This window comes from Undibacterium sp. TC4M20W (assembly GCF_049340245.1).
Classification (GTDB): domain Bacteria; phylum Pseudomonadota; class Gammaproteobacteria; order Burkholderiales; family Burkholderiaceae_D; genus Undibacterium.
This window is the reverse complement of the sequence record NZ_JBMPPI010000009.1, coordinates 130,465-143,498: the sequence shown is the minus strand read 5'-3', so window position 1 is coordinate 143,498 and position 13,034 is coordinate 130,465. Positions and strand designations below refer to the sequence as shown.

Annotated in this window: 13 protein-coding genes; all 13 read left to right on the top strand. The window is 56.4% G+C overall.

Annotated elements, in window-relative coordinates:
- The first annotated feature begins 8 nt into the window (after positions 1-8).
- The 13 genes from ACO0LL_RS13715 to ACO0LL_RS13655 are packed head-to-tail and all read left to right on the top strand — an operon-like array spanning position 9 to position 13,021.
- Complete coding sequence (locus ACO0LL_RS13715; RefSeq protein WP_422951405.1) at positions 9-347, top strand: GPW/gp25 family protein; 339 nt, start codon at positions 9-11, stop codon at positions 345-347.
- Entirely contained in the window at positions 344-1,189 is an 846-nt protein-coding gene (locus tag ACO0LL_RS13710) for a baseplate assembly protein (RefSeq protein ID WP_422951404.1), read from the top strand. The genes ACO0LL_RS13715 and ACO0LL_RS13710 overlap by 4 nt, the downstream gene beginning before the upstream one ends.
- Positions 1,186-2,118: a phage tail protein gene (locus ACO0LL_RS13705; protein WP_422951403.1), complete on the top strand. Its 933-nt coding sequence runs from the start codon at positions 1,186-1,188 to the stop codon at positions 2,116-2,118. Before ACO0LL_RS13710 ends, ACO0LL_RS13705 begins: the two co-directional genes overlap by 4 nt.
- A gap of 12 nt (positions 2,119-2,130) precedes the next feature.
- Complete coding sequence (locus ACO0LL_RS13700) at positions 2,131-2,628, top strand: hypothetical protein (RefSeq protein WP_422951401.1); 498 nt, start codon at positions 2,131-2,133, stop codon at positions 2,626-2,628.
- Between the two features lie 11 nt (positions 2,629-2,639).
- Positions 2,640-5,831 (top strand): DUF4815 domain-containing protein, encoded by a 3,192-nt coding sequence (locus ACO0LL_RS13695; protein WP_422951400.1) that lies wholly within the window; start codon positions 2,640-2,642, stop codon positions 5,829-5,831.
- Positions 5,832-5,839: 8 nt separating this feature from the next.
- Positions 5,840-6,073, top strand: coding sequence for a hypothetical protein (locus tag ACO0LL_RS13690; protein WP_422951399.1), 234 nt, complete (start codon positions 5,840-5,842; stop codon positions 6,071-6,073).
- Between the two features lies 1 nt (position 6,074).
- Complete coding sequence (locus ACO0LL_RS13685; RefSeq protein ID WP_422951397.1) at positions 6,075-7,205, top strand: hypothetical protein; 1,131 nt, start codon at positions 6,075-6,077, stop codon at positions 7,203-7,205.
- Positions 7,206-7,216: 11 nt separating this feature from the next.
- A complete protein-coding gene (locus ACO0LL_RS13680) occupies positions 7,217-7,882 on the top strand; it encodes a hypothetical protein (protein WP_422951396.1) in 666 nt (221 codons plus the stop codon).
- A 30-nt stretch (positions 7,883-7,912) separates the two neighbouring features.
- A complete protein-coding gene (locus ACO0LL_RS13675; RefSeq protein ID WP_422951395.1) occupies positions 7,913-9,088 on the top strand; it encodes a phage tail sheath protein in 1,176 nt (391 codons plus the stop codon).
- Positions 9,089-9,146: 58 nt separating this feature from the next.
- A complete protein-coding gene (locus ACO0LL_RS13670) occupies positions 9,147-9,656 on the top strand; it encodes a phage major tail tube protein (protein ID WP_422951393.1) in 510 nt (169 codons plus the stop codon).
- A 58-nt stretch (positions 9,657-9,714) separates the two neighbouring features.
- Positions 9,715-10,035, top strand: a complete 321-nt coding sequence (locus ACO0LL_RS13665) for a phage tail assembly protein (RefSeq protein WP_422951392.1) — start codon at positions 9,715-9,717, stop codon at positions 10,033-10,035.
- Between the two features lie 8 nt (positions 10,036-10,043).
- Positions 10,044-10,157, top strand: coding sequence for a GpE family phage tail protein (locus ACO0LL_RS13660; protein WP_422951391.1), 114 nt, complete (start codon positions 10,044-10,046; stop codon positions 10,155-10,157).
- Positions 10,158-10,159: 2 nt separating this feature from the next.
- Positions 10,160-13,021: a phage tail tape measure protein gene (locus ACO0LL_RS13655; RefSeq protein WP_422951390.1), complete on the top strand. Its 2,862-nt coding sequence runs from the start codon at positions 10,160-10,162 to the stop codon at positions 13,019-13,021.
- Positions 13,022-13,034: the final 13 nt, after the last annotated feature.

Sequence of the window (13,034 nt, the reverse complement as noted above, 5' to 3'; positions counted from 1 at the left end):
TGGCAGGCATGAATCTTTCAACAGGTGAACGTATTGCAGGCCTGGCACATTTGCGCCAGAGCATTGCCGATATCCTGACCACACCCATAGGCACCCGCGTAATGCGACGCGACTATGGCAGCTTGTTGTTTGAACTGATCGACCAGCCAGACAATGGCACCACGCAAGTGCGCCTGTATGCCGCCACGGCAGAAGCCCTGCTGAAGTGGGAACCACGCATCAAGCTGACGCAAGTCAAACTGTACCGCACAGACACACCAGGCAAGGTAATCATTGATTTAAAGGGCCAACTGGTGCGAGCCTCAAAGGCGTTTAGTCTGTCTTTACCTGTCACGGTGAAAGCATGAGCATGATTGATCTGTCCAAGCTGCCACCGCCTACAGTAATCGAAGAGCTGGATTTTGAAGCCCTAGTTACCGTGCACAAGCAAGACTTGCTGCAACGCCATCCCAGCGCCGCCAATGTGCTGGCCTTGCCATCTGAACCCCTGGTCAAGCAGATAGAAGCCTTTGCCTACCGTGAAATGATCTTGCGTGGTCGTGTCAACGATGCAGCCCGCGCCAACCTGCTGGCGTTTGCCACCGGCACAGACCTGGACCACAAAGGCGCGTTCTATAACTTGGCCCGCTTGCCAGGCGAGGCAGACGACCGCTACCGCAACCGCATACAGTTGCGCATTGCCGCCCTGGCTGGCAACGGCACGACCGAGCAATACCGCCTGCTTGCCCTATCTGCCAGCGCCAATGCGCGCGATGCCAACGTCACCAGCACCACACCCGGCAGCATCAATGTGGTGCTGTGGCTGATTGACGCCAGCCAGGCGCAAGCCACCAGCGCGGCCGTGCTGGCCGCCATGAACACACCCAACGCCCGACCGTTGGGTGTGCATGTAACCGTGGCCGTTGCGCGGCCTGTGGTCTTGAATATCACCGCAACACTATGGCGCGAAGCCAGCGCCCCGGCTGATATCGTCACAAAAATTACTGCCTCTTTCATGGCTTCGCTTGCCACTTATGCCAGCCTGGGCCGGTCTGTTCCGCAGTCCTGGGTGACCGCGCAACTACAGCAACAAGGTATCAGCCGAGTGGAATTCCCCTTCGCAGGCCAACCCGCCAGCAATACCGTGCTAGCCGCTGATGAATACGCCATCGCTGGCGCCATCACCCTGACAGATGGCGGTGTGGCATGACTGATCTTGCATTGCTGCTACCACCCAACGCCAGCGAGCTGGAACGCAATCTGGTACGCATCGCCCCGCGTGCGGATCTGGACACGGCAGCAGACGCGCCGGCCAACATCGCCAGCAGCATGCCCGCCGCCTTCCAGCCCTGGCTTGCCGCTGAATGGAACCTGGCGCAATTCTCGCTGCACTACGTCAGCAATGCCGAGCTGATCGCTGCTGGCTTGCCCTGGTTGCTGGAACGCGGCAGCGCCGCCAGTGTCGTGCGCGCCTTGTCCTGGCTGGGCTATGACCAGGTTGCAATAGAAGAAGATGAATTCTTGCTGCACATCGACCCAGGCACCACAGCGGCCGCGCTGGACTTGGCACGTATACGCCAGGTGGTGAATGCGTCCTTGCCCGCTCACAGCCGCTTTTATCGCCTGTATCACGGTCTGGACCTTCGTGCTGGCCGCTCCGATGCCACCAGCTTTGATCAATGCTTGTTTGATGATGATTCTGGTATCTGGTCTGGTGACCCTTCAACTGATGGCGTTAAGCTGTCTTTCGGTGAAGCGCACATCGGCATAGTCAATGTGCCGCCAGTACTGGCACCCATTGCCGCCCACCGCCCGCGCCAGTTAAACACCATCGTTGACGATGCCTTGATGCAGTTGGATAGCTGGGTGCTGGATAGTGAAATCCGCTTAAACAGCGTGGTCAGCATCAGCGACCTGACTACCGGCCAGGTGAATCAACCGGCTTTGCTGCCAGTTATTGGTAATCACCACGCGACCTATTGCGCGGTGCTAATGGCGCGCGCCATGCCTGCACCTATCACCGCCATTGCACCAGGAACAGCAAGCACTGTTTGTAATCCGGCATTGCCTGTTTATGGCTGGGCTGACCAATGGGCCAGCGGCTGGGCCGTCTGCTACCCCTTAATTTCAATTCCGTAGAAAGGCACTGACATGGCAGTCCTGCAAGACCAAGGCCGCATCGAGCTGGCCGAACAATTTAAAAACCGCCCGCTGCACTTAGCATGGGGCCACGGCCTGGCCGCATGGGATGCCGCGCCATTATCCGAACCCATCACTGCCATTGGCCTGATGGATGAAATAGGCCGCCGCGTGGCATCACAAAAGCAATTCGTGGTACCTGAGTTAGACCCTAACGCACCGAACACCATCAGAGTACCAGGCGGTGACCTCTACCGTATAGTCAATACCCCATCACGCTGGGTATTAGTCGAATTTGTCTTTGATTATGGTGACGGCGCTGGGCAGGACATCCGCGAGCTGGGCTTGTTCGTCGGCACTGAAGTAGCCGCAGGCCTGCCAGCCGGACAACGTTACTTCACACCAGAACAAATCAACAAGCCGGGCCGCCTCTACATGCTTGACCGCATCCCGCGCCTGATTCGTTCTGGCGCTACGGAACAAGTTTATCGCTACGTTTTGCCTTTCTGAACAAGATACCTATGGATAAAAATATCAACTTACCCGGCTATTTGAACCGGCACGACCCAGCAAAGCAGTTTGATACGGTGCTGTATCGCGCAGACCATGTCATCCAGTCAGACGAACTGAACGAAACACAAAGCCTGCTGCAAGCCCGCGTCAAGGGCGTGGCTGATGTGCTGCTAGCAGACGGCGCAGTAATCCGTGATGCCCGCATTGTCGTCAATGCCATCACAGGCGCGACTACCTGCGAATCCGGCGCGCTGTATGTGGATGGCGCGGTGCGTGGCATACCGCCTGCAACCCTTGCCGTTGCCGTGGTCGGCGTCGTCATCGTGGGCGTGTACCTGCAACCACATATCATCACCGAGCTGGAAGATCCCAGCCTACGCAACCGCGCACAAAATACCCGTGGCTTTGATAAAGCCGGTGCTGGCCGCCTGCAAAAGCTGCTGGTCTGGGGCTTCGCCGGTGACGGCCAGCCTGGTGATTTTTACCCGGTCTATACAGTAGAAGACGGCACGGTCCGCAGCAAAGAACCACCGCCCCAGCTCGATGGCGTGACCCAGGCACTAGCCCGCTATGACCGCGATTCATCCGGCGGTAGCTATGTGGTGAACGGCTTAAATGTGACTGCAGCAGATAATTTGCTCACTGGCGAACAGGTCTATACAGTCAGTGAAGGCCGCGCCAGAGTATCAGGCTTTGCGGTGGAACTGCCCACCAGCCGCCGCCTGGTACGCGCCGTTGTTCCTGACTTGCGCTACATCGAGAACGAGCCGCACCAATCCACCGGACCAGCAGCGCATCGCGTGAACTTTGACCGCGCCCCGGCTGCGAATGTCACGCATGTGACCATCACAGCACAAAAGACCATAGATGTAGCGCACGGCGGCTTTACCGGCGCGCTGGACCCACTTGAAGATGGTTCTGTCCTGGTCGTGCTGTCAGTAAAACAAGGCGCAACCATCTACACCAAGGACGTGGACTGGAAATTCACCGCCCAGCAGATAGACTGGTCTTTACCAGGTGCAGAACCCGCACCAGGCAGCACATACAAAGTCACCTATCAATATCTGGCAACTGTACCAGCCAGCGCCATCGACGCCGACGGCTGCACCGTCACCAGCGCGGTGGCTGGCACGGCTATCCTGATCAGCTATAACCGCATGCTACCCCGTATAGATCGCCTGTGCATGGATAGTGCCGGTGCGCTGGTCTGGCTGCCAGGCGTGGCCGCTGACCGCAACCCGCGCCCGCCCAGCGTACCTGCCAACCTCTTGCCGCTGGCGTCAGTGCTGCAAAACTGGCGCGCAGTACCGCGCACGGTCATGATAGACAGCGTGCGTACCGTGCCTATGGACACCTTGGCCGCCTACAGCAAACGCCTTGATTTGTTGACCGAGCTGGTAGCGCAGCAGCGCCTTGAATCCAGCACGCAATTACGCGATGCCACGGCAAAGCGTGGCTTGCTGGTAGATCCGTTTATCTCTGACAGCGTGCGCGACCAGGGCTTGCCACAAACCGCCGCTATTTTCGGAGGTGAGCTGACCTTGCCTGTGTCTGTGCAACCCAATTTGCTATCCATAAGCCTGGCTGCGCCGCAAACGCTGCCATTCAACCCGGTCACGCTGCTGGAACAGCCATGGCGCACTGGCAGCATGAAAATCAACCCTTACGATGCATTCGACCCGCTGCCAAGTGATGTAACCCTGACCCCGGCAATTGACCGCTGGACTGACGTAGATACGCAATGGAACAGCCCAACCACTGAGACCATCACAGAAAACATTACTCGCCGGGTGGGCTTGTGGATCGTGGAAAACGGCGAAGCCTACGACACCACTAACGAGATTACACGCGACATCAGCCACACCAGTAAGGCCGCTGAATACATCCGTCAAATCAACGTCAGCTTTACCGTAAAAGGTTTTGAAGCGGGCGAGACAATACAAAGCTTGCGCTTTGATGGCATTGCCGTGATACCGGGAAACGTTGCAACACCGACGCCCGGCACCATCACCGGCACGTTTCAAATACCGGCCAAGGTGCCAGCAGGTAGCAAGCGCGTCGAATTCGTGGGCAGCCATGGCAGCTTTGGCGTGGCTATCTATAGCGGCACCGGCGTGGAAATTCAGGACGTTAAACAGCTTGTCACCGTGCACGCATCCGGCTGGGTGACTTTTTTGAAGGCTGACCCGCTTGCACAAACTTTTACGCTGGCTGCTGACCGTCAGATATCCGGGCTGGATTTGTGGTTCACTGCCAAGGGTAGTTCTTTGCTGGCCGTACAGATCCGGGAAACATCGGTGGGCATCCCTAACCAGAAAGTCATAGCCCAGGCGCGTATATCAGCCGCAGCCATCAACGTGGACGGCCAGGCTACCCGTATCAGCTTTGACTATCCGGTAAGCCTGACCGGTGGTGTGGACTATGCCCTGGTTATTTTATGTGACGATGCCACCACGGCGGCCAGCATTGCCGAGCTTGGCAAGTATGACGACCATAAAGGCCAGTGGGTAGCCAGCCAACCTTACACCGTGGGCGTGTTGCTGTCATCGAGCAACGCCACTACCTGGACACCACACCAGGACCGTGACCTTGCATTCCGCTTGCTGGCCGCTGAATTTACAGCCACCACGCGCACCATCTCCCTGGGCAATGCCAATCTTGCCAACGTCACAGATTTAATGCTGTTAAGCCTGGTAGAAACCCCCAGCGCACAGACCCGCGTTGAATATCAAATCACTTTGCCGGGCGGCAGCGTCTTGAATGTGGATGACGGCCAGCCAGTGCGACTGGCTGCACCCATGACAGGGCAATTCAGCGTTACGGCCAAGCTGACCGGCACGGCCAGTCTGTCACCGGTGCTGCACCCAGGCGTCACGCTGCTGGCTGGCACGGTCGCCAATCAGGGCAACTACATCAGCCCGCTTGTTCCTGCAGGGGCAAACGTGCGCGCCCGCATCGTGGTGGATTGTTATTTGCCTGCAGGCGCTGCCCTGGCTGTGAGCGTGGCACCGGAGACAGCAGGCACACCGGTGTACACAGTAGCGCCCTTTGTATCCAGCCGTGATATAGCCGCCGACTGGCATGAGCTGACCTATGAAGTGAACGGCGTCACCGCTGACCGCTTGCGGGCAAAGCTCGATCTATCCGGCAATACCGCTGCCCGTCCGCGTCACAGCAATTTGCGTGTCATTGTCATCTAAGGCAAATCATGATCGATCAAAAGACAGCTAACCGGGCTTATCCCCTGCCCCACATCCAGAACCCCGGTGCCGTGGAAGTGGAACGCCTGCGCGGCACCATCACGGCCATAGATGCCGACGTTGACGCCTTGAACGGCGCGGCCAACCAACTGCAAACGACCAAGGCCGACAAAACCACGACCGCCAATTTGCAAGCGCAGATTGACGACCTATCAATTTTCATTTACGCAGGATTGATCTGATATGAGTTCTACCAACTTAGCCGATTTCCGCGATCAGTACATTGCCCGCGCCAAGACTCTGCTGCAGGGTACTGACCTTGCCAATGCCGACAGCAAAACTTTGATACTGACGGGCGCTGTTTTTGGTGGCCTGGACAAAGTCATTAACGCCCCATTGATAGGCCGAGACACCCTTGCGTTATTTGATGCCATGACCAGCGCGGACATTGATGTCTGGCTGGCTGACGCAAGCCACCGCAGCGTATGGCAGCGCTTGTGCAGTGACGAAGCCAAAACAATACAAGTGGCACTGCAAGACGATGTACTACGCCCAAAACTCTTGGGCAGCACGCTGGCATGGACAGACATCCTTGCATCCAGCGTCATGCAAACATGGATACAGACAAAAGCCGCTTACCTGGTGCCATACATCGCCGCGATACCTGGTTGCTTGACCCTGACAGCATCCAGCCGCACGACAATGGACAAGTTTGCATCTGTTCAAGCGGCTATGACGCTGATATATCCAAGCACCAACTGGTTAAACGCGATTGCAGCCAACACACCGGCACAAGATGCTATAGGGGCTAGCCTGATTGCCTTGCGCGAATTGGCTAAATCAAGTGTGGCCATGAATGCGATGTACACCAAGCTGACCACCATCATGGTCTACCTGTTTGCAGATATCACCGCCGCTATAGACGCCTGGAATTTTGTATCGAGCGAAATCACCGCAGGCCGCACGACACTGGCAACTACTTTCTTTGGTGATGCCGGTATACGCACCGCCTTGCACGGCAATACAGGCATCACAACAGCGTTGAACACGACAGCCACCGCCCTGTATCAATGGCTGTTCACCAACAAAATGACCGTCTTCCAGCGTACCTATGCGGCCAGCACGGCACAAAGCGGCGCGGCCATAGGCGGCAAGATACTGATGCTGGCAATGTCTGGCGCGTATAGCGGCGCTGGGCCGTCTTACTTCTATCTTACTGGCACAAGTAGCCAGGCACTAGCAGCGGCCACCGGGGCCAGCTACATCACTCTGACCACCGCACACAAAGCCGTAGGCAGCCAAAACGGCCCGCTTTATTTCACTGACGCCAGCACCGGCAGCTATTACATGACGCTGGGTTATCTCGTAATTTAAGGACCATCACCATGACACTACTTATCATTGACAACGCCAATCAAATCACCGGCTACAGCCAGGACGACAACTTGCAGGCCTGGGACGGCGTGCGCCTGGTACCAGCTCCAGACGGCTTTAACGCGGCCTTGCTGGCGCATTGCATCGTTAAAGTCTCCAAGGGTAAGACCACCGTCACCCTGAACTTGGATGCAGCATTGACGGCTGCCAAAGCTGCCCGCTGCAGTCAAATCAAAGACGAGGCGGCCAGGCTGATTGCCGCCACAGACTGGAAGAAGCAACGCGCCGAGGAACGCGATGCTGCAGGCTGGGGCAATTTGGGGGACATCGATATCGTGCTGGCCGAGCGGGAAGCCATTCGGCAATCAAGCAACGCCGCAGAGCTGGCCGTTAATGCCCTGAACGACGTCACAGCCGTGCAGGCCTTCACCTGGTCTGTGGATGTGACGGTAGCTGCCCCCAACCGCCTGACACGAGGCCAATTCCTTGACCGCTTCACCAAAGAAGAAACCGCCGCCATTCTGGCCGCTGCAGACGCCAACGCAAGTTTAAAAGCCTGGGTAATGCGCCTTGAAAACTCAGACTGGATCAAACCAGCAGAAGCCACAACTGGCCTGCAGGCGCTGGAAATCGCCGGGCTGATCCAGCCTGGCCGCGCTGCAGCCATCCTTGCTTAACCCTCCCAACCACCAAAAGGAGCAAACACAATGCCCGCAACAACTTACCACCATGGCGTGCGCGTCATCGAAATAAACGAAGGCACGCGCCCGATACGTACCGTTTCTACTGCAGTCATCGGCCTGATTGCCACGGCCGACGATGCAGACGTTACAGCCTTCCCCCTGAATGTCCCGGTGTTAATCACCAATGTACAAGCCGCCATTGCCAAGGCAGGCCACACCGGCACGCTGGCAAAAGCCTTGAACGCCATCAGCCTGCAAACCAACCCTGTCACCATCGTGGTGCGCGTAGATGCTGATGAAGATGAAGCCATACAGACCGCGAACGTAGTCGGCACAGTGACGCCTAGCGGCCAATATACGGGCGTTAAAGCATTATTGGCTGCACAAACCAAGCTGGGTGTTAAACCGCGCATCCTGGGCGCGCCTGGCCTCGATACGCAAGCTGTGACCACTGAACTGGCCGCCGTCGCTCAAAAGCTGCGCGCCTTTGTGTACGCATCAGCCTGGGGCGCACAGACCAAGGAAGCAGCAATAGCTTACCGCCAGCACTTCGGCCAGCGTGAGGTCATGATTATTTGGCCTGACTTTGTGCACTTCGACACTGCCAGCAATGCCAGCGCATCGATACCGGCGGTCGCCTATGCCCTGGGCTTGCGCGCCAAGATTGACAATGACACAGGCTGGCATAAATCCCTGTCCAATGTCGTGGTGAATGGCCCGACCGGCATTGCGCGGGACGTGTTCTGGGATCTGCAAAGCAGCGCCACAGATGCAGGCGTACTGAACGCTGCAGGCGTCACCACCCTGATAAACAAAACCGGGTACCGCTTCTGGGGCAGCCGCACGGCCGAGGAAGCAGAATTCTTTTTCTTTGAAAACTACACCCGCACCGCGCAAGTCTTGGCTGACACCATAGCCGAGGTGCATTTCACCTATGTAGATAAGCCCATGCACCCGTCCCTGGTGCGTGACCTGATTGAATCCATCAACGCCAAATTCCGCGCACTTAAAACGGCCGGTCTGATTATCGACGGCAAAGCCTGGTTCGACCCGGCCAGCAACAGCAAGGACAGTCTCAAAATCGGCTCATTGGTCATTGACTACGATTACACGCCGGTGCCCCCAGTCGAAGACCTGGTACTGCAGCAGCGCATTACAGATAAATACCTGGCTGACTTTGCCAAGCAAATCACCACCTAAGAAAACTAACCGCCCGTCAGCATGACGGGCAATTACCCCCAACAACCAGGAGCAACAAATGGGATTACCTAGCAAATTAAAAGACTTCAATCTGTTCAATGACGGCGCGAACTATTTGGGCCTGGTGCCTGAGCTGACCTTGCCCAAGCTGTCGCGCAAGATGGAAGAGTACATCGCGGGCGGTATGTCCGGCCCTATCGAGGTGGACTACCACACAGAAAAAATTGAATTCGACTGGACTGCAGGCGGCCTGCTGGTCGATGCGCTCTTGCAATATGGTGCTGTCACTCACAACGCCGTGCAATTGCGCTTTGCCGGTGCTTATCAGAACGATGACACTGCAGAAGTCACCGCCGTGGAAATCGTCGTTCGTGGCCGCCATAAAGAAATCGAAATGGGCAGCGCCAAGATGGCCGACAAGAGCGACCAGAAATACAAAACCACCTGCAGCTATTACAAGCTGATTATCAACGGCCAGGACATTATCGAAATCGACTTTATCAACGGCGTTGAAATAGTCGGCGGCATCGATCGCCGTGCCGAGCTGCGTGCAGCCATCGGCATGTAATACAAAACACCCAAGCAGTCTAACCAATCAGTAACCAATCAAAAATAGAAAGCATCAAATGACAACAGAGCAAACAACAGAAAACACCGTTACAAACAAAGTCGTCACGCTGGACGAACCAATTAAACGCGGTGATGGACTCATCACAGAAATCACCTTGCGCAAACCGTCTGCAGGTGAACTGCGCGGCGTGTCCCTGGTAGATCTGGCAAATATGAGTGTTGTCGCACTTCAGCAAGTCTTGCCAAGGATTACAACACCCATCCTGACGACCAAAGATGTGGCGAGCCTGGACCCGGCTGACTTGCTCGAAATCGGCTCGGAGGTGTCGCTTTTTTTGGTCAAGAAAGCGGACCGCATGGCATACCTGAAAGGATAGAAGATGCCATGGCAGACGTGGCCGTAGTGTTTCACTGGCCGCCCTCTGCCATGAATGAACTAAGCATTTTGGATTTAATGGACTGGCGCGAGCGCGCCAGAGTCAGAAGCTCAACGGAGTAACTATGTCAGCACGTGACCTGAAGCTACAGGTAATTTTTAACATGATAGAGCGTGTTACAGCGCCCTTGAAACGTATCGTGTCTCAATCTTCTGCCAGCGGCAAAGCCTTGAAAGCATTGCGTGACCGCCTCAAGGAAATGGATGCACAACAAAAAAACATTACCGGCTTCAGGCGTATGTCTGCCAGTTTGCGCGAAACATCTGGGCGGCTAGGAGCTACCCAGCAAAAGGTCAAAGAGCTGGCCGAGCAAATTCAGAACACCCAAAACCCCACCCGCGCAATGACAAGGGAGTTTGAACGGGCAACCAAAGCGGCCAGGCTCATCAAAGAACAACTACAGCGAGAAAGCCAGCAATTGCAGACACTGCGTAGCAGTTTGCACACTGCTGGCATCAGCACACAACAACTAAGCGCACATGAACGCACCTTGCGCAACAACATGGCCGCCACCAATACTCAGATAGCGGCACAGCAACACCAGTTAGCAGCCCTAGCAAGGCGGCATGAACAAGTATCAGCCGCCAAACAACGGATGGAAAAAACCCGCACCGTAGCGGGCAACATGGCGATGAATGGCGCAGGCATGGCAATGGCCGGTACCGCCATGGGTGTACCCGTCATTAAAAGTCTGGACCAGGCCGCCCAATTCCAGCAACAGACGTCCCGCCTGCGCGCCCTGGGCATAGGTGAGCACATGGTGCAAGAAGGCGTCAAATTCGCCAAAGGCATGGACATCATGGGCAGCAGCAGTTTAGAAAACCTCAAACTGCTGACCGAGGCGCAATCAATCTTGCGCGACTTCCACCACGCGCAAGAGGTCACGCCCCTGCTGGCAAAGATGAAGTTTGGTATCGAGGGCGTCATGCAGCAGCGTGGCGGTGGCGAGGGTCACGGCGAAGCGGCAGAACGCATGTTCATGGACCTGATCAAAGTCGCAGAGCTACGCGGTGCGTTAAAAGACATGGACACCTTCAAGCGCGTACTGGACTTTTCGACCAAGGCTTATGTAGCCTCGGGCGGCTTGGTCAAGCCGGAAGACCTGCTCAACATGATCAAGACGGGCGGCGTAGCGGCCAAGCAATTATCAGATGACAGCTTTTTCTTTGGCATGCTGCACAACATACAAGAGATGGGCGGCGACCGCACCGGCACCGCCTTGATGAGCGCCTATCAGAATTGGGCCGTGGGCCGCACTACCCAGCAAACAGCGGAAGAACTGCACAAAGATGGCCTGATAGACCCGGATGCAATCAAGTACGGCAAAACGGGCCACATCACCAAAATGCGACCAGACGCCTTGCTGAATGCTGATAAATACAAATCTGACCCCTTCAAATACTTGATGGAAGATGTGTTACCCAAAATCCAAAAACCCGGCATGACAGATAACCAGGTCATCAGCAAAATCACGACCTTGTTCTCAAGCAGGAATGCAGCAAACCTGATGTCATCCATGTATTTGGAACGGGCCAACATACAAAAACACCGTGACGCCGCAAAAGGTGCCTATGGCATTGACCAGTTAAACAAAGAATCAGGCAGTGGCGTCAACGGCCAATACCTCGCCCTGGTCGCCCGCCGCAACACGCTGGAACAGCAATTAGGTGAACACCTGCTGCCGCTGGTCAATAAAGGGCTGGAAATGCTGACCAGCACCATACAAAGCCTGACGGGATTCTTTGACCGCCACCAGGGCGTAGCCAAAGCCCTGACTATCACTTTTGCTGGCCTGGCAGCAGTATTGCTGGTAATGGGTACAGCTACGCTGGGCTTGGCCGCCCTGATAGGCCCGTTTGCCATTCTGCGCTTTGGCATGGTCATGCTGGGTATAAGAGGTGGCTTACTCGCTGGCACCTTTGCCCGGCTGGGTGCGGCATTTGCGCGTATTGGCCCCTTCCTTGCCCGCGTAGGTGGCTGGCTGCGCGGATTGCTGCCCGCCTTGCGCCTGGCTGGCAATGCAGTCATGTGGCTGGGCCGTGCCTTTCTGGTGGCTGGCCGCTTTTTGCTCATGAACCCTATAGGCCTGGCGATTACGGCCATTGCTGTGGCCGCGTATCTGATCTATCGCAATTGGTCCAGGGTAAGCGCATTCTTCATGGGCCTATGGGGCGAGGTCAAGCAGGCCTTTAACGGTGGCATAGCGGGCGTGGGTGCGCTGCTGTTGAACTGGAGCCCTTTAGGCCTGTTCCACCGCGCCATGGCGGGCGTGCTGGGATATTTTGGTATCGACATCCCGGCCAAGTTCACCGAGTTTGGTAGCTTCATGATGCACGGCCTGGTGAACGGCATCACTAGCGCGGCCAGCACTGTGCGCGATACCATCAGCAACATGGCGGATAACGTTGTCTCATGGTTTAAAGAAAAGCTCGGTATTCATTCGCCCAGCGTGGTCTTCGCCGAGCTGGGGCAATTCACCATGCAAGGCTTGTCTATCGGCATTGAGAAAGCCCAGGCGCTGCCATTGGACAAGCTGCAAGGAGTAACAAAACAAATGTCGGCCATTGGCACCGGCTTGGCCTTTAGCGCGGCAATTAACCCGGCATTCGCGCAGGTGCCGCCGCCTCTGTTTAATCCTCAACAAGTCGCCCTGGTGCAGTTTGCAGCGCAACAGCCACAGCCGCCGCACCTGGCCGAGCCTATCAAGTTTGACAGCCGCCCACCGGTGCAGAGCCAAGGCAGCAACACTGCCAGCGCAGGCAATAACGCGGCACCAGCCGCCAGCAATATCCAGATTGTGATTAACCCGGCTGCAGGCACAGACCCGCAAGCCATAGCCAAGGCAGTGGCCGCCGAGCTGGACAGGCGCGAGCGCCACCAGGCACAACAACGCCGGTCTGCCATGCATGACTATGATGAATCATAGAAAGGACGAAGCA

What these genes read in the sequence shown, in the direction of transcription:
- ACO0LL_RS13690 (WP_422951399.1), top strand. Translation starts at nt 5,840, where the DNA reads ATGATCGATCAAAAGACAGCTAACCGGGCTTATCCCCTGCCCCACATC.
- ACO0LL_RS13660 (WP_422951391.1), top strand. Translation starts at nt 10,044, where the DNA reads ATGGCAGACGTGGCCGTAGTGTTTCACTGGCCGCCCTCTGCCATGAAT.
- ACO0LL_RS13700 (WP_422951401.1), top strand. Translation starts at nt 2,131, where the DNA reads ATGGCAGTCCTGCAAGACCAAGGCCGCATCGAGCTGGCCGAACAATTT.
- ACO0LL_RS13705 (WP_422951403.1), top strand. Translation starts at nt 1,186, where the DNA reads ATGACTGATCTTGCATTGCTGCTACCACCCAACGCCAGCGAGCTGGAA.
- ACO0LL_RS13655 (WP_422951390.1), top strand. Translation starts at nt 10,160, where the DNA reads ATGTCAGCACGTGACCTGAAGCTACAGGTAATTTTTAACATGATAGAG.
- ACO0LL_RS13675 (WP_422951395.1), top strand. Translation starts at nt 7,913, where the DNA reads ATGCCCGCAACAACTTACCACCATGGCGTGCGCGTCATCGAAATAAAC.
- ACO0LL_RS13710 (WP_422951404.1), top strand. Translation starts at nt 344, where the DNA reads ATGAGCATGATTGATCTGTCCAAGCTGCCACCGCCTACAGTAATCGAA.
- ACO0LL_RS13695 (WP_422951400.1), top strand. Translation starts at nt 2,640, where the DNA reads ATGGATAAAAATATCAACTTACCCGGCTATTTGAACCGGCACGACCCA.
- ACO0LL_RS13685 (WP_422951397.1), top strand. Translation starts at nt 6,075, where the DNA reads ATGAGTTCTACCAACTTAGCCGATTTCCGCGATCAGTACATTGCCCGC.
- ACO0LL_RS13715 (WP_422951405.1), top strand. Translation starts at nt 9, where the DNA reads ATGAATCTTTCAACAGGTGAACGTATTGCAGGCCTGGCACATTTGCGC.
- ACO0LL_RS13670 (WP_422951393.1), top strand. Translation starts at nt 9,147, where the DNA reads ATGGGATTACCTAGCAAATTAAAAGACTTCAATCTGTTCAATGACGGC.
- ACO0LL_RS13680 (WP_422951396.1), top strand. Translation starts at nt 7,217, where the DNA reads ATGACACTACTTATCATTGACAACGCCAATCAAATCACCGGCTACAGC.
- ACO0LL_RS13665 (WP_422951392.1), top strand. Translation starts at nt 9,715, where the DNA reads ATGACAACAGAGCAAACAACAGAAAACACCGTTACAAACAAAGTCGTC.